This window comes from Aciduricibacillus chroicocephali (genome assembly GCF_030762805.1).
Classification (GTDB): Bacteria; Bacillota; Bacilli; order Bacillales; family Amphibacillaceae; genus Aciduricibacillus; species Aciduricibacillus chroicocephali.
This window is the reverse complement of record NZ_CP129113.1, coordinates 800,032-815,000: the sequence shown is the minus strand read 5'-3', so window position 1 is coordinate 815,000 and position 14,969 is coordinate 800,032. Positions and strand designations below refer to the sequence as shown.

Here is a 14,969-nt window from a genome sequence, read left to right as displayed (position 1 = left end):
GTTTCAGCCTTGCGGCCGTACTCCCCAGGCGGAGTGCTTAATGCGTTAACTTCAGCACTAAGGGGCGGAAACCCCCTAACACCTAGCACTCATCGTTTACGGCGTGGACTACCAGGGTATCTAATCCTGTTCGCTCCCCACGCTTTCGCGCCTCAGCGTCAGTTACAGACCAGAGAGTCGCCTTCGCCACTGGTGTTCCTCCACATCTCTACGCATTTCACCGCTACACGTGGAATTCCACTCTCCTCTTCTGCACTCAAGTCCTCCAGTTTCCAATGACCGCTTACGGTTGAGCCGCAAGATTTCACATCAGACTTAAAGGACCGCCTGCGCGCGCTTTACGCCCAATAATTCCGGACAACGCTTGCCACCTACGTATTACCGCGGCTGCTGGCACGTAGTTAGCCGTGGCTTTCTGGTAAGGTACCGTCAAGGTACGATCAGTTACTATCGTACTTGTTCTTCCCTTACAACAGAGTTTTACGATCCGAAAACCTTCATCACTCACGCGGCGTTGCTCCGTCAGACTTTCGTCCATTGCGGAAGATTCCCTACTGCTGCCTCCCGTAGGAGTCTGGGCCGTGTCTCAGTCCCAGTGTGGCCGATCACCCTCTCAGGTCGGCTACGCATCGTTGCCTTGGTGAGCCGTTACCTCACCAACTAGCTAATGCGCCGCGGGCCCATCTGCAGGTGACAGCCGAAACCGTCTTTCATCTTTCTTCCATGAAGAAGAAAGTATTATCCGGTATTAGCTCCGGTTTCCCGGAGTTATCCCGATCCTGCAGGCAGGTTGCCCACGTGTTACTCACCCGTCCGCCGCTCGTTCCACAGGCATCACCCCGAAGGGATCTGCCTGCTTCCCGCGCTCGACTTGCATGTATTAGGCACGCCGCCAGCGTTCGTCCTGAGCCAAGATCAAACTCTCCAAAAAAGTTTGTTTCACATCATCCGAAGATGATGTCTTAGCTAGTAAAACTTAAACGGTTATACCGTTTCTTACTGACATAAATGGTTGTTTGTTCAGTTTTCAAAGAACGAATTTCTTAGTCGCTTTGTTTTGGCGACTTCTATATCTTATAACATTTTGTTTCACTTGTCAACAACTTTTTTTAGAAGAAAATTTGTTGAGCTTCTGCAAAACTTGCTGCGACATTTATTAACTATACATTGTATCGAATTAGATGTCAACAGTTTATTTCACTTTTTGTTGCCACCGCTTTTGGCGACAATAAATAATTTACCATGCCAGCAATTCAAAGTCAATAGCTTAATTGCTAAATAAATAACTTGCCCCCCTCTTCGCAGAATGACCGCAACTCTCTATAGTTTCAAATACTTCTTAATGATATAATTACCACTATTAATGAATGTTCTGAATAAGGAGGTTCAATCATGGCGGATATTGTTTATAAGAATAAGATCAATAGAATACGCACGTTTGCACTAAGCTTGATTTTCATCGGCATGATTATTATGTACGGCGGTATTATGCTGAGAAAAGTTGAATGGCTCATGCTGATCTTCTTCATTATAGGTATGCTTGCAATTCTATTCAGTTGTGTTGTCTACCTATGGATTGGAATGCTCTCAACAAAAGCCATCCCGGTAACTTGTCCAAGTTGCAGCAAACCGACAAAGATGCTTGGACGTGTAGATGCTTGCATGCATTGCCGACAGCCTCTGACGATGGACCCTTCTCTTGAAGGAAAAGAATTTGATGAAAAGTACAATGCAAAGAAATACAGAAAACAAGAAAAGAACCACGCCGCGAAATGAATCAACGCAGCTGGTTCTTTTCTTAAGCCGATTTGAGGAGGAATCTTGATTGGAAACTTTTAAACTACTTGAATCATTCGGTCTGCATGACGGAGACTACCTGGTACTCGAAAATCATTTCGAACGATTGGCTGCCTCCGCTTCAGTTTTTCAATACAAGCTCCCTTTGGAGGAAATCAAAAACGAATTGGCGAATATTCGAGCTGATCGACCGGACCGCTCATGGAAAGTACGTCTCCTTTTGGACAAAGACGGCTACTGTGAATGGCAGACAGATGAAATATTCCCCATTGCCGAGCCAGTTACTGCAGATATTGCATCTTCTCCAATAAACAGCGAAAATGTACTGCTTTATCATAAAACAACAAATCGATATCTATATAATAAGAAGAAAAACAAAAATATATTTGATACACTGCTTTGGAATGAAAACGGAGAGATCACAGAATTCACAATTGGGAATATCGTTGTTCGCCTTGATGGCTCCCTCTATACTCCCCCCGTTCGTTGTGGACTTTTAAACGGAACATTACGTAGAAAACTCGTTTCTGACGGTACTGTCCAAGAACGCATATTACATAAGGAAGACATTAGAAATGCAACAGACATCTGGCTTGTAAATAGTGTACGAAAATGGATTCGTGTTCATTTATCATAATAAAAAGCCCCGGCAGGCACTCAATAAGAGTACTGACCGGGGCTTTCATAATTAATGCTTGGCAGTTAACTGCTTCTGGCAGTCTGGACACTTCCCATAAATCTCCATCCGGTGGTGGCTCACTTCAAAACCTGTCACCTGTTCAGCCAAAGATTCCACTTCATCCAGCGGTGGATAGTGGAAATCAACAATTTTGCCGCATGCTTCGCAGATTACATGATAATGATCAGACATATCACAATCAAAACGACTCGATGAATCTCCATATGTGAGTTCCTTGACGAGTCCGATTTCACGCAACACTCGCAAATTGTTATATACAGTGGCAACGCTCATATTCGGGAATTTATCCTCAAGCGCTTTATAGATGTCGTCAGCTGTAGGATGGACCATTGAGTTCAAAAGATACTCAAGAACCGCATGACGTTGGGGTGTGATCCGGACACCTGACTGTTTCAGCGTGTCGATCGCGCGTGACAATCTTTTTTCAGACACCGTCATGCACCTCGCTTTCAAATAATCTTAATACAGTAGTTCATTAATCAATGGACGATGTTATATATACATTTACAGTTTACTCCCAAATAGCATACCCGTCAATCTATCTGTAAAACATTTCATACAAAAAATTGACATAACTGTTTCATTGTAAGCCTTCCGAAGGCTCTATTGAGTAAATATAAAAGTTTTTCCCATGACCACATTTTATCTAAAAAGACGGACAGCCGCTTGACGGCTGTCCGAGGAAAATTACTTAAGGTTTTCGCGAATGTACTGAAGCGCACTCTCAACGTGACCTTCAACTTGTACATCACGGAATTCCTTCTGAATGTTTCCGTCTTTATCAATGATGAATGTTGAACGGATAACACCCATGAACTCTTTGCCGTTCAAATTCTTTAGCTTCCATACATCGTAATCTTCACATACTTTGTGGTCTTCGTCAGCAAGCAATTCAAATGGAAGGTCATGCTTGTTGATGAATTCCTTGTGATCGTCTACCGGATCCGGGCTGATACCGACGATTACAGCATCCAACTCGCCAAAGCTTTCGTGCTTGTCGCGGAAATCACATGCTTCAGTTGTGCATCCTGGGGACATGTCCTTTGGATAGAAATAAAGAACGACGTTTTTGCCTGCGTAATCGGAGAGGCTGATTTGTTTGCCTTCCTGGTTAGGTAGTGTGAATTGTGGTGCTTTTTTGCCAACTTCTACTGCCATGATAATAATCCCTCCATACTTGGTGATGTTTGTATATGAATCAGTATAGCACAATTGCCATAATTTAATGAAATAAAAGGATTTATAATCTATCTCGAGCTGCCCTGTTCTGAACAATTCTAAGTACGAAAGCTGTAGGGAGCACATATCCTACAAGGGCTTGGACTAGCGCAATTCCTCTTGCAACTCCAAGTGGAGATATGTCACCATAACCAATCGTAAGCAGTGTTACACCGCTGAAATAAATGGAATCAAGCATTTTTTCAATGATTCCGCGTGGCAATTCTTGCGCCGATTCAAACAATACTTCCTGTTGCAAGGACAGTATGAAATAAATCAGACCGAATCCGACAAGCACGATCAAGTAAATTACGAGTAATGTATAGAACAGTTCTTTTGAAAATCTACTTTCCTGCATGCCTCTTGTTCGTTCACCTTGAATGAACTCAATAATGCTCCTGAACATGACAAAACAGATGACACCTACGATAGACCAGATGAACAAGTTCATTCCCATTTCCTCCGACATTTTCTTTCCATTAATATATATGCACTTCTTCTGAACAATTCGCCAATTTATTTTTTTACCAGTATCCTGTACCATTAGTTATGGAATAACTGAGGAGGCATACAAATGAATTTCACTCAATCCGAAAAACTGCATGCAGAAGCACAAAAACATATTGTCGGTGGTGTCAATTCCCCTTCTCGCGCTTATAAAGGCGTTGGCGGCGGTACACCAGTATATATGGAACGAGGCGAAGGCGCCTATTTCTGGGATGCAGATGGCAACAAATATATAGACTATCTTGCAGCTTATGGTCCGATCATTACAGGACATGCACATCCCCATATCGCAAAAGCAATTGAGAAAGCAGCTCGCAATGGGGTGCTGTTTGGAACACCAACGAGACTTGAATCTGAATTTGCCCAGATTTTGAAAAAAGCTATTCCTTCTCTTGAGAAGATCCGATTTACGAATTCTGGTACGGAAGCGGTCATGACAACTATTCGTGTTGCTCGTGCGTACACAGACCGTACAAAAGTAATCAAATTCTCAGGCTGCTATCACGGCCATTTTGATGCAGTACTAGTTGAAGCAGGCTCTGGACCAGCGACACTCGGTACTCCTGATTCTGCTGGGATTCCACAGTCTGTCGCTCAAGATGTGATTACTGTTCCATTTAATGATCTTGAATATCTTAAAACAGCTCTTGATCGTTTCGGTGATGATGTCGCTTGCGTACTAGTTGAACCGATTGTCGGGAACTTTGGAATCGTAGAACCTCATGAAGGCTTCCTTGAAAGTGTCAATGAGTTGGTACATGCTGCTGGAGCACTTGTCATTTATGATGAAGTAATTACAGCCTTCCGTTTTACATACGGTAGCGCTCAGCAGATCTACGGCGTTGAGCCCGACATGACTGCTATGGGTAAGATCATTGGCGGCGGGCTGCCAATCGGAGCATATGGCGGTAAGAAAGAAATTATGGAAACAGTCGCTCCGCTCGGTCCTGCATATCAGGCTGGAACAATGGCCGGGAACCCGGCATCCATGGCTTCCGGTATTGCCTGCCTTGAAGTGCTCGCTCAGGAAGGCGTCTATGAAAAACTGGACGAGCTCGGAGCCCGGTTAGAAAAAGGAATTATTGAAAAGGCAGAAGAACATGGAATGGAAGGTGTCCTCGTCAATCGTATGCGCGGTGCTCTTACTGTTTACTTCGGTGTTGAGAAAGTAACAAATTATGCCGAAGCTGAAGCAAGCGATAAAGAACAGTTTGGCCGGTTCTTCAAGCTTATGCTTGAACAAGGCATTAATTTAGCTCCTTCAAAGTATGAAGCATGGTTCCTTACAACGGAACATACTGAAGAAGACGTCGATCAGACAATCGAAGCTGTCGGCAATGCCTTCAAACAGATGAAATAACTAAAAAGGAGAGGATCAGCGGTTGCTGATCCTCTCCTTTTTTTCATAGATTCTGTACTTGGTACAAATCGTAGTAGTACCCTTTTTTCTCAATGAGCTCTTGATGGGATCCGGTTTCAACAACTTTCCCATGATCGATGACAACAATCCGGTCTGCATGAGTAATCGTTGCAAGCCGGTGAGCAACGATAAATGTTGTCCGGTCTGCGGCAAGCCGCTCCATCGCAGTCTGTATTAGATGCTCACTCTCAAGGTCAAGTGCTGATGTCGCTTCGTCGAAAATAAGGATTGCTGGATTCTTAAGGAATACTCTCGCAATCGCAATCCGCTGCTTTTGTCCGCCGGAGAGCTTGACGCCACGTTCCCCGACAAGCGTATCATAGCCTTCTGGAAGATTCATAATGAATTCATGAGCATTGGCAGCTTTGGCTGCCCGTATCACTTCTTCATCAGTTGCTTGCGGGTTCCCCATTCGGATGTTCACGGCAATAGACTCAGAGAAAAGGATATTATCCTGGAGCACCATGCCGATATGATTCCGCAAAGTTCTCATCTGGACATCTCGAATATCTTTTCCATCGACTCTGATTGCACCTTCTGTCACATCGTAGAAGCGAGGAATGAGGCTGACGAGTGTTGATTTCCCTCCACCACTCATACCAACGAGAGCGATTGTTTCCCCTTCTCGTACATGGAGATTCACATCTGTCAAAGCATAAGATCCGGTTTCTTCATATTTGAAAGCGACATGATCAAAATCAATTGTCCCCGAAACTTTTTCAAGCGCCGGTGCATCTTCTTTATCCTTAATATCGTATGGCTCATTGAAGAGTTCAAACACCCTGTCAATGGAAGCTACGGACTGTGTCAATGTCGTAGAAGAGTTAACAAGTCGGCGCAATGGACTGTATACTCTCTCCATATAACCGACAAAAGCAACCATCGTACCCATAGTCAGGTTACCATTGATCACTTCGTAAGCCGCATAGGCAATAACAAGTAACGGAGCCAAATCTGTAATTGTATTCGTCACAGCAAATGTTTTTGCGTTCCAATCAGTATGAGTCAATGCCTTTTTGAGAAAATGGCCGTTACGTTTTGCAAACTGTTCCTGTTCATAGTCTTCATTGGCAAAGCTGCGAATGACCGCCGTTCCCTGTACCCTCTCATGCAAATGTCCCTGCATTTCCGCAAGTGCTTGAGATCTTTCACGAGTCAAAGCGCGCAACCGAGCATAAAAATACTTGATCGCGAAGCCGTAGAGCGGGAACAGGATGATTGCAACAATTGTGAGCGGGACATCCATCGTAAGCATAATGCCGACTGCAATAAGAATCGTAACAATATCGAGCCATACATTCATAAGACCGGTAATAACAAATGTAATCGTCTGCTCCACATCATTGATGAACCGGGAAATGACTTCTCCCGTCTTTGTATTAGCATAGTAGCGGAGACTTAGCTTCTGCAAATGATCAAACAGCCTATCCCGAATATCATATAGGACATGGCTTCCAACCCATTGGGCAAGATATTGTCTTATATACTCAACAGGTGGACGGACGATGAGGAAGATCAGGAATGAAACTCCCATGAGCCAATAGAGTCGGTGCAGCTTTACTGCATCTTCCATGCCTGGAGCATTGATCACATTGTCAATTACATATTTTAGAATAAGCGGAATGAGAAGCGGGATACCGAATTTGACAATTCCGATTACTACCGTCCATAGAATCTTCCATTTATAAGGTTTAACAAAGTTTAAATATTGTTTAATACTGCTCATAATTCTCCTCTGTTCTTCTGAGATTGACTACAGGGACTGGCGACAAAACAAACAAAGCCTTGCTGCAAAAGCATAGCTTAGCAGCAAGGTTCCAATGCTCTAGTATGTACGGTATGTCAAATACCGTTCATACCACTGGTCAATAAAATCTGGATTAAAAGGACCTTTGCGCTCGTGTACCCACCTGAGAAGTTCATCAATGTTACGATGCAGAATCCTGTCAAGGACGCGAGGATAATTCATTTGCCGGCTATGCTGCTCATATTCGTCTTCATCAAGCAGAACATGAGTCATATCAGGGTAGACTTTCACATCAAGGTCATAGTCAATATATTTTAATGCTTCTTCATCATAGACAAACGGGGAACTGATATTGCAGTAATAGTAAATTCCATCAGTCCGAAGCATGCCGATTATATTGAACCAATACCTGGAGTGAAAATAAGTAATCGCCGGCTCTCTCGTAATCCAAGTCCTGCCGTCGCTCTCCATTACCCTTGTCTTATCATTTCCGGCAATGACGACCGTTTCAGTTCCTTTCAGGACAAGGCTGCTTTCCCAGATGCGGTGCAGCTTGCCATTATGTTTATAGCTTTTAATTTGGATATTGGAGCCTGCTTCAGGAGCACTCATCAAATACGTCCTTTCTGCATATGCGAAACCGACTCGCATAATACGGGTTGCACTACTATTCCAACAACAATTATAAAGTGTGCCATGTAAAAGTTAAAGTTTTATGATTTTTCCATGAAGAAAAGGGCTTTCCAATTTTTTTGGAAAGCCCTTTTCTCTGTTTCATTCATTTACTTTTTGTTTTGCTCAGCGCGTGCGTTCTGTTTTTTCACTTCTTCAACGTTTGTTTCAGAAGCAAATTCAGTGTTGTACGTGCCTTGAGCCGCTTGAGCGTTCTGCTGCTTTACTTGCTGAACATTCGTTTCAGAAGCGAACTCCTCTTCGTACTTGCCTTTTTTGCTGAAGTTGGAACCGTAATTTTTAGCCATTGATATCACCTCCGCACAAGTAATTTGTCCAGAAGTGAATCGGTTTATCCAAATTAATTAAAAAGTTTTTTCAAAACTTCCTCTACTGCTCTCTAGAAAGATATGGCATCATTTTCTGATGCGAAACCGGGAAAGGCCGCTCTTCCATCTCTTCCATTGTAACGAAACGCATCCGCTCCGATGCTGGCTCTGCAACGGTCGTTATCGCATTAAAGATATCGATTTCCCAAATAAGATGAGTAAAGACATGCTTCAGTACTCCAGCCTTATCACCCACTTCAAGTCCGATGCCAAGCTCTTTGGCAGCTTTCCCTTCTAACGTCTCGCCTTTTACTCCCATTTCAATCATCGGAAACTGCCACAATCCCGCGAGCAGACCTGTTTGCGGACGCTTTTCAATGAGTACTTTTCCATCGGAATTATGAATGAGTAAAGCAGCGTAGCGAATCGTCTTCTTCTTTTTGGCCTTAGACTTAACAGGGAGTTCCAACTGACGCCCTGTATGGAAAGCACGGCAATGTTGTTGAACTGGACAAAACAAACACATCGGCGACTGTGGTGTGCAGATCAATGCACCCAGCTCCATGAGACCTTGATTGAATGAAGAAGGATCTTCATGAGAGATAAGGGCGCGCACGAGTGCTTCAAATGTTTTGCGGGTCTTCGGAAGGGCAATATCTTCATCAATCTCAAGAATTCTTGATAAGACACGCATGACATTACCATCAACAGCTGGTTCCGGCTGGCCAAACGCAATCGAAAGGATAGCGCCTTTTGTGTAAGGTCCAATTCCTTTTAACGCTCCAAGCAGTTTGGGAACTGAAGGCATCTTTCCCTCGTGGAGCGCCACGACTTCGCGTGCTGCTGTCTGCAAGTTGCGTGCGCGGGAATAATAACCAAGTCCTTCCCATGCTTTCAGCACTTCTTGTTCATCCGCATCTGCCAGAGCCTGAATTGTGGGGAATTTCTCCATAAACCTATTATAAAATGGTATGACTGTATCAACACGTGTCTGTTGCAGCATAATTTCAGAAATCCATACTCTATATGGATCACGATTAAGCCGCCACGGGAGATCCCTTTTTTCATTGCTATACCAGCCGATCAAGTCTCCTTGGAAGCCTGATATGTCGAAAGTTGACAATTTGTTCTCTTGCATTTGACTCATGAAGTTACTCCTTTTGTGTTACAATATGAAAAAATAAATTCTTTACAAACTAACGCTCTCTTACTTGAGGAGGAGCCGTCAATGGATACAGGCACACATATCGTCATGGGTGTTGCGCTCGGCGGTCTGTCTACACTGGACCCTGTTGTCGCGAATGACCCGACGTTATTTCATGCTATTTTTGCGGGGGCCATCATTGGCTCGCATGCACCAGACTTTGATACAGTGCTCAAATTACGAAATAATGCTACTTATATAAGAAACCATCGGGGACCGACCCACTCGATACCCGCAGTAATTATGTGGGGATTGCTCATTTCAGGTGCGATTTATTTGTTTGTTCCTGAAGTAAGCTACTTGCATTTGTGGTCCTGGATTGCTTTAGCTGTCGCCCTGCACGTGTTTGTAGATATATTCAATGCTTATGGAACACAAGCTTTAAAACCTTTTTCCAACAGATGGATTGCCCTTGGATTCATCAATACATTTGACCCGTATATTTTTCTACTCCATATTGTAGGCATTGTAGCCTGGATTCTTGGAGCACCTCCAGGAAAAGCCTGGCTCGTCGTATATGCGGTCATTTTCCTCTATTATATTAAACGCTATCTTGATAAAAGGGAAATCGTGCGCAAAATCAAGGAATTCCTCCCAGATACGGAGAGGGTTGCAACTTCTCCGACAACGAAGCAGAACAGCTGGCGAGTTGCGATTACTGGAAAAGATGAATTTCATGTCGGTACGGTTGATAACGGCCATATCCAAATCATTGATGAGTTCGAACGGACACCGCTCCCCGACACCGAAATCATGAATGTGGCACTAAAGGATAAGAATATATCAGCTTTCCTCTCGTTTTCACCAGTATATCGCCACGAGATCACCGATTTTGATGACTTCACGGAAGTGCGTCTTATCGATTTGCGATACAGGACGAAAGGATATTATCCTTTCGTTGCGGTTGTACACCTTGATGATAACTTGAATATCCTAACTTCATATACAGGATGGATCTTCTCTGAACACAAACTGCAGAATAAGTTGAACACTGGAAACTCCATTCTCTAATTACAATAATTCACCCCGCTGCAATGAACAGCGGGGTGTTTTTCATTTCATATGTTCGTCAAGGTAGGCGCGGATAGAATCAAAGGAGAATCCTTTTCGATATAAAGCTTCTGTAACTTTTTGCCTCAGCTCATAACCTTCGTACGCCCGTCCATGTTTGCGAAGAAGCTTCTCCCCTTGTCTGCTTAATGCTGCCTGTTCATCATTCTCATCCCTGATATCCGACAGTTCGTTTAATGCTTCCTTTATAGCCCCCTGAGAAAATCCTTTCTGCATGAGTGAGGCCTGGATTCTCTGCTTCAATTGCAGGCTTGATTCCTGCTTAGGTTGACGCACTTTCTTTTGGGCAAATTTCACAGCCTTTTCACGTTCATCTTCAAAACTGTAGAACTTCAAAGCTTCTTCAGCTATTTGCGGTGCGACGCCCTTTTCAAGGAGTTCACGACGAACATGTCCCGGTCCCTTATCAGAAGTATTCACTCTTGTCCGTACGAACATATTGGCGAATTCGGCATCGTCAATGAGTTTATCCCGTTCAAGCCTTTCCATAACTTGTTCAATCTGTTCCGGCTCTATTTCTTTTTTGAACAGATGGTCTTTTATTTCTTTTTTCGTACGCATGCGATAGCTTAGAAAATGAATGGCGCGGGTATACGCTTCATATATTGAGTTTTGCCGGAGGAGTTCATCAAGAAATTCATCTTCAAGCTCCATCCCTTTGCGTAAGGCATATTGTATAAGTATGGCTTCATCAACACTGAAAGCGTAAAATTCTCGCTCGCCGTCCGAGATGTAAATGTTGTATCTCTCTTTATTTCGTTTTTGTGTCGTGATGCGGGCGATTTTTTTCATGCACTCTCCCCCAACAGTCTTTTTCTCATTATAACATTTGCACCCGCTGATGCAGAGAGCCATGAAGCTGGAATATAAAAACAAGACAGGAGTCGATTTTAGATGAATATTCTTATAACAGGTGGGACCGGATTTGTGGGGAGCCACATTGTAAAGCTGCTTACTTCCCAGGGTCATCATGTATATATTATGACGCGTTCTCCAGAAAAGCATGAAAGCAAAGGCAAAGTACATTACGTCAGCACAGATGTCGCAGCTGAAGAACTTCCCCGTATCAGAGCCGCAATCAATCTTGCTGGAGCCTCCCTATTCGGTCGCTGGACTGATGAACGGAAAGAAGCAATTCTGAAGAGCCGTCTTGAGACGACAAACAATCTGATTGAACTGTTCAGGAATATGGACGAGAAACCGGATGTACTCATCAGCGCCTCAGCTGTCGGCTGGTACGGAACATCCGACAATAAGATTTTCACCGAGAAAACAACAACACCAGGCAATGACTTCCTTGCAGACGTTTGTACAAAATGGGAGGCCGCAGCGAAAAAGGCAGAAGAGCTCGGCATTCGCACAGTCATAGCAAGATTTGGAATTGTGCTTGGTACTGAGGGTGCTTTGCCGCTTATGGAAAAACCGGTCAAACTGTTCATCGGAGGAAAAATCGGCGATGGTGAACAATGGGTATCTTGGATTCATGTTGATGACCTCGCCCGAATGGTCAAATTCTGTATTGATGAGAGAGAAATTAGTGGCCCAGTGAATTTCACTGCTCCTTACCCAAAAAGAAATAAAGACTTCATGCGGACAATTGCCCGCGTACAGAACCGTCCACATTGGACAATGGCCCCTGCCTCTCTAGTCAAACTAGCAGCAGGAGAGATGAGTGAAATGGTCATTGAAGGCCAATGCGTAAAGCCTGCGAAAGCCGTTGTTCTCGGGTATACTTTCCAGTTTCCGATACTGGAAGCAGCATTGCACAATATTCAGAAAAGAGAGCAAAATTATGACTCAATTCTTTAACAAAATTTAAATAAAAAACCTGTTTTCTTTTTAAACAAAACGTTGTAAAATCAAATTTGAAATACGGGAAAGGCAAATGGTGCGCCACCGGTTTAGACCGGTTCTAGTGGGTTCGATTCCCATCCCGAATTTTTTATGAAAGACCAAAAAATTCGCGGGTGGGCAAGTTGTTGTCATGCTCCTGTCCACCTCTAGATCAAGGAGGCATCTCATATGCTAAGAAAACGAGATTTGAACGACGTCCCTGTACTATTCGATTTGATGAGTCACCCAGAAGTGTATCCATACGTCCGTGAGAAATGTGATACAGTTGATGAATTTTACTTTAAGACAAAAAAGCTGATTGAGTCGGATGAATCCGGGGAAATCGTGACGCGTACCATTCTTGATGATTTTCTTCAGCCAGTCGGTACGATTAGCCTCTTTGATGTTGAAGGATCAGCAGGATTCCTCGCAACTTGGATTGGACAGCCATTTTTCGGAAAAGGCTATAGCAAGACATCCAAAGAAGAGTTCTTCGATGAATTGTTCACGGAGACTCCGATTGATACGGTTTACTTGAAGATCCGAAAAGAAAACATTCGTTCACGAAAATCAACTACTAAGTTGCCATATACGAGTCTTGCTAATGAAAGTCATAAACACGTATACGATCAGATTAACGAGAATGGTGAAATTTTTGATCTGTTCGTAGTTGAAAAAGACCATTACCTAGCGCTCAAACAATTTATAGAAATGCCTGTAAGCCAGACAACTGAAGAAGGATATGTCGGCTAATAGTTAAACAGGAGCAGCACCTCGTAGCAGGTGCTGCTCCTGTTTTTTGTTTACTTTTAGGTTCTGTTTAGACGCATTAATAATTAGGTTCTCTATAAGAACATAACTGAACTTAAAACAACAGCCAATCATGATAGCATATAACATACCGAATAGCGGAAACTCTTTTGGATAATGGTGATCATGATGGAACAACTGGCTCACAACATACATTTTCATAGGAATCGTAATGGTTGGACCCAGGCACAACTCGGCAGTATGCTGAACGTGTCCCGTTCTGTTGTCGGCAAATGGGAGAATGGTATGACAGTGCCCGATGCGGAAGCGATTCTCCAATTAAGCAAGGCGTTTCATATTACAGCAGACCATCTGCTTGGTAATCCGATCTACCATGAAGAAATTCTGAAAGATTATCGAGAACTCTATAAATTAGACAAGCCCTCAAGTAATAATGAAGAAGAAGCCTTTAAGCTAATTCATTATGTATTGTCACATCCTGATTTTGGTAAAACTATATTAATAATGAGCAAACTACCGATTCGCAAACAGGACAAACTCCATGAAATTGTGGATCAGATTGTTGAATATGATCAAGCGTAAAGAGAAGACATCAATGAAGATGTCTTCTTTTTTAGTATCTATTTCCAATTCACGGAAAATAGCCTATAATAAGGGTTACTATATTGGAAAGGATGTTCCTTCATCCATGAAGAAAAAGATACTCCTCATTGCCTCGCTCCTCATGCTTTGTTTTCCAGTTTCAAGTTTTGCAAAATCAGGAACTTCTATCAAACAGGCTTATATTAATGTTCCTGTCATCAACGTTTGGAAAGATCCCGTACTCCGTCAAATTGACAAGCCCGCTGCAAAGAAAAATGCAGACATTGAGAAATGGATCAAGTCTATGAATTATCATAGCAAACTCGCTCTCGTTGGGAAGCTTGATACCCAAGTTTTATATGGTGAAGGTGTTCTGATTACAAGCCAGAAGAAAGGCTGGAGCAAGATATCCATTCCTTCTCAAATAGTTCCAGGTAAGAAAAATGGATACACTGGATGGGTGCCAACTGAACAGCTTGTGTTCTCAAAGTCGTTTGATAAGCAACAAAGTAAACCTTTTGCTTCGATTACTTCAAAATCCGCCCTGCTCTATAGAGATGCTGCATTATCCAAGAAAGCAATGAATCTTAGCTTTAATACAAGATTACCTATTTTAGAAATTAAGAATGGAAATGCAAAAGTTATTACTCCAGATGGCAGCGCCAAATGGCTCAAGAAAGGTAATTTTAAAGCTTTTAAAGATTCGAAGGAAATTCCCGCTCCTACCGGGCAAAACCTTGTAAAAACGGGACGCCAATTCTTAAATCTTCCTTACCTTTGGGCTGGTCTTTCCGGCTTTGGTTTTGATTGCTCGGGTTTTACATATGCAATGCACCGAGCAAATGGCATTGATATTCCACGCGATTCAACTGCTCAGGCAAAATCCGGACAAGCCCTAAAGAAGTCACAGCTAAAACCTGGAGATCTCCTCTTCTTTGCACACAATAATGGAAAAGGAAAAGTCCACCATGTTGCGATGTATGCAGGTGGCGGTAAAATGATTCACTCACCAAATACGGCTTCTTCCATTCGAATAGACTCGATTAATGCACCCGGTTATAAAAATGAATATGCCGGTGCAAGGCGTTATTACAAATAATAAAAAAAGATGCGCTCCT

Annotated in this window: 16 protein-coding genes and 1 rRNA gene (1 of these 17 running past the window's edge); 8 read left to right on the top strand and 9 right to left on the bottom strand. The window is 43.1% G+C overall.

The window, feature by feature from the left end; all coding sequences use genetic code 11:
- A 16S ribosomal RNA gene (locus tag QR721_RS04215) occupies positions 1-931 on the bottom strand (it extends 633 nt beyond the left edge of the window).
- A gap of 461 nt (positions 932-1,392) precedes the next feature.
- Here QR721_RS04215 and QR721_RS04210 point away from each other — a divergent pair.
- Positions 1,393-1,776 (top strand): YgzB family protein, encoded by a 384-nt coding sequence (locus tag QR721_RS04210; RefSeq protein ID WP_431189514.1) that lies wholly within the window; start codon positions 1,393-1,395, stop codon positions 1,774-1,776.
- Between the two features lie 49 nt (positions 1,777-1,825).
- Entirely contained in the window at positions 1,826-2,434 is a 609-nt protein-coding gene (locus QR721_RS04205) for an aminotransferase class IV (RefSeq protein WP_348029225.1), read from the top strand.
- 51 nt (positions 2,435-2,485) lie between these two features.
- On the opposite strand, the gene perR is transcribed toward QR721_RS04205, so the two are convergent.
- The 3 genes from perR to QR721_RS04190 form a co-directional block, all read right to left on the bottom strand.
- Positions 2,486-2,935, bottom strand: a complete 450-nt coding sequence (perR, locus tag QR721_RS04200; protein WP_348029224.1) for a peroxide-responsive transcriptional repressor PerR — start codon at positions 2,933-2,935, stop codon at positions 2,486-2,488.
- A 249-nt stretch (positions 2,936-3,184) separates the two neighbouring features.
- Positions 3,185-3,655 (bottom strand): thioredoxin-dependent thiol peroxidase, encoded by a 471-nt coding sequence (gene bcp, locus QR721_RS04195; protein WP_348029223.1) that lies wholly within the window; start codon positions 3,653-3,655, stop codon positions 3,185-3,187.
- Between the two features lie 82 nt (positions 3,656-3,737).
- Positions 3,738-4,166, bottom strand: a complete 429-nt coding sequence (locus QR721_RS04190; RefSeq protein WP_348029222.1) for a potassium channel family protein — start codon at positions 4,164-4,166, stop codon at positions 3,738-3,740.
- A gap of 123 nt (positions 4,167-4,289) precedes the next feature.
- Here QR721_RS04190 and QR721_RS04185 point away from each other — a divergent pair, with 123 nt between their 5' ends.
- Entirely contained in the window at positions 4,290-5,582 is a 1,293-nt protein-coding gene (locus tag QR721_RS04185) for a glutamate-1-semialdehyde 2,1-aminomutase (RefSeq protein WP_348029221.1), read from the top strand.
- Between the two features lie 43 nt (positions 5,583-5,625).
- Here the strand turns inward: QR721_RS04185 and QR721_RS04180 are convergent, their stop codons facing one another.
- The 4 genes from QR721_RS04180 to mutY all read right to left on the bottom strand — a co-directional run bounded on the left by QR721_RS04180 (position 5,626) and on the right by mutY (position 9,537).
- Positions 5,626-7,368 carry an ABC transporter ATP-binding protein gene (locus tag QR721_RS04180; protein ID WP_348029220.1) on the bottom strand — a complete coding sequence of 581 codons (1,743 nt, stop codon included), beginning with the start codon at positions 7,366-7,368 and terminating at the stop codon, positions 5,626-5,628.
- A 99-nt stretch (positions 7,369-7,467) separates the two neighbouring features.
- Positions 7,468-8,001 carry a nucleoside tri-diphosphate phosphatase gene (ntdP, locus tag QR721_RS04175; RefSeq protein WP_348029219.1) on the bottom strand — a complete coding sequence of 178 codons (534 nt, stop codon included), beginning with the start codon at positions 7,999-8,001 and terminating at the stop codon, positions 7,468-7,470.
- Between the two features lie 170 nt (positions 8,002-8,171).
- Complete coding sequence (locus QR721_RS04170; RefSeq protein WP_348029218.1) at positions 8,172-8,369, bottom strand: gamma-type small acid-soluble spore protein; 198 nt, start codon at positions 8,367-8,369, stop codon at positions 8,172-8,174.
- Positions 8,370-8,451: 82 nt separating this feature from the next.
- On the bottom strand, positions 8,452-9,537 hold the full coding sequence (gene mutY, locus QR721_RS04165; RefSeq protein ID WP_348029217.1) for an A/G-specific adenine glycosylase: 1,086 nt from the start codon (positions 9,535-9,537) through the stop codon (positions 8,452-8,454).
- A gap of 81 nt (positions 9,538-9,618) precedes the next feature.
- Between mutY and QR721_RS04160 the strand changes: the two genes are divergently transcribed.
- Positions 9,619-10,605: a metal-dependent hydrolase gene (locus tag QR721_RS04160; protein ID WP_348029216.1), complete on the top strand. Its 987-nt coding sequence runs from the start codon at positions 9,619-9,621 to the stop codon at positions 10,603-10,605.
- A 42-nt stretch (positions 10,606-10,647) separates the two neighbouring features.
- Here QR721_RS04160 and recX read toward each other — a convergent pair whose 3' ends face one another.
- Positions 10,648-11,457: a recombination regulator RecX gene (gene recX, locus QR721_RS04155; protein WP_348029215.1), complete on the bottom strand. Its 810-nt coding sequence runs from the start codon at positions 11,455-11,457 to the stop codon at positions 10,648-10,650.
- Between the two features lie 102 nt (positions 11,458-11,559).
- Between recX and QR721_RS04150 the strand changes: the two genes are divergently transcribed.
- The 4 genes from QR721_RS04150 (at position 11,560) to QR721_RS04135 (ending at position 14,950) form a co-directional block, all read left to right on the top strand.
- On the top strand, positions 11,560-12,474 hold the full coding sequence (locus QR721_RS04150; RefSeq protein ID WP_348029214.1) for a TIGR01777 family oxidoreductase: 915 nt from the start codon (positions 11,560-11,562) through the stop codon (positions 12,472-12,474).
- A 213-nt stretch (positions 12,475-12,687) separates the two neighbouring features.
- Positions 12,688-13,251 (top strand): GNAT family N-acetyltransferase, encoded by a 564-nt coding sequence (locus tag QR721_RS04145; protein WP_348029213.1) that lies wholly within the window; start codon positions 12,688-12,690, stop codon positions 13,249-13,251.
- Positions 13,252-13,434: 183 nt separating this feature from the next.
- Entirely contained in the window at positions 13,435-13,851 is a 417-nt protein-coding gene (locus QR721_RS04140) for a helix-turn-helix domain-containing protein (protein WP_348029212.1), read from the top strand.
- 106 nt (positions 13,852-13,957) lie between these two features.
- Entirely contained in the window at positions 13,958-14,950 is a 993-nt protein-coding gene (locus tag QR721_RS04135) for a C40 family peptidase (protein ID WP_348029211.1), read from the top strand.
- The last annotated feature ends 19 nt before the right edge of the window (positions 14,951-14,969 follow it).

What these genes read in the sequence shown, in the direction of transcription:
- QR721_RS04210 (WP_431189514.1), top strand. Translation starts at nt 1,393, where the DNA reads ATGGCGGATATTGTTTATAAGAATAAGATCAATAGAATACGCACGTTT.
- perR (WP_348029224.1), bottom strand. Translation starts at nt 2,935, where the DNA reads ATGACGGTGTCTGAAAAAAGATTGTCACGCGCGATCGACACGCTGAAA.
- bcp (WP_348029223.1), bottom strand. Translation starts at nt 3,655, where the DNA reads ATGGCAGTAGAAGTTGGCAAAAAAGCACCACAATTCACACTACCTAAC.
- QR721_RS04190 (WP_348029222.1), bottom strand. Translation starts at nt 4,166, where the DNA reads ATGAACTTGTTCATCTGGTCTATCGTAGGTGTCATCTGTTTTGTCATG.
- QR721_RS04185 (WP_348029221.1), top strand. Translation starts at nt 4,290, where the DNA reads ATGAATTTCACTCAATCCGAAAAACTGCATGCAGAAGCACAAAAACAT.
- QR721_RS04180 (WP_348029220.1), bottom strand. Translation starts at nt 7,368, where the DNA reads ATGAGCAGTATTAAACAATATTTAAACTTTGTTAAACCTTATAAATGG.
- ntdP (WP_348029219.1), bottom strand. Translation starts at nt 8,001, where the DNA reads ATGAGTGCTCCTGAAGCAGGCTCCAATATCCAAATTAAAAGCTATAAA.
- QR721_RS04170 (WP_348029218.1), bottom strand. Translation starts at nt 8,369, where the DNA reads ATGGCTAAAAATTACGGTTCCAACTTCAGCAAAAAAGGCAAGTACGAA.
- mutY (WP_348029217.1), bottom strand. Translation starts at nt 9,537, where the DNA reads ATGAGTCAAATGCAAGAGAACAAATTGTCAACTTTCGACATATCAGGC.
- QR721_RS04160 (WP_348029216.1), top strand. Translation starts at nt 9,619, where the DNA reads ATGGATACAGGCACACATATCGTCATGGGTGTTGCGCTCGGCGGTCTG.
- recX (WP_348029215.1), bottom strand. Translation starts at nt 11,457, where the DNA reads ATGAAAAAAATCGCCCGCATCACGACACAAAAACGAAATAAAGAGAGA.
- QR721_RS04150 (WP_348029214.1), top strand. Translation starts at nt 11,560, where the DNA reads ATGAATATTCTTATAACAGGTGGGACCGGATTTGTGGGGAGCCACATT.
- QR721_RS04145 (WP_348029213.1), top strand. Translation starts at nt 12,688, where the DNA reads ATGCTAAGAAAACGAGATTTGAACGACGTCCCTGTACTATTCGATTTG.
- QR721_RS04140 (WP_348029212.1), top strand. Translation starts at nt 13,435, where the DNA reads ATGATGGAACAACTGGCTCACAACATACATTTTCATAGGAATCGTAAT.
- QR721_RS04135 (WP_348029211.1), top strand. Translation starts at nt 13,958, where the DNA reads ATGAAGAAAAAGATACTCCTCATTGCCTCGCTCCTCATGCTTTGTTTT.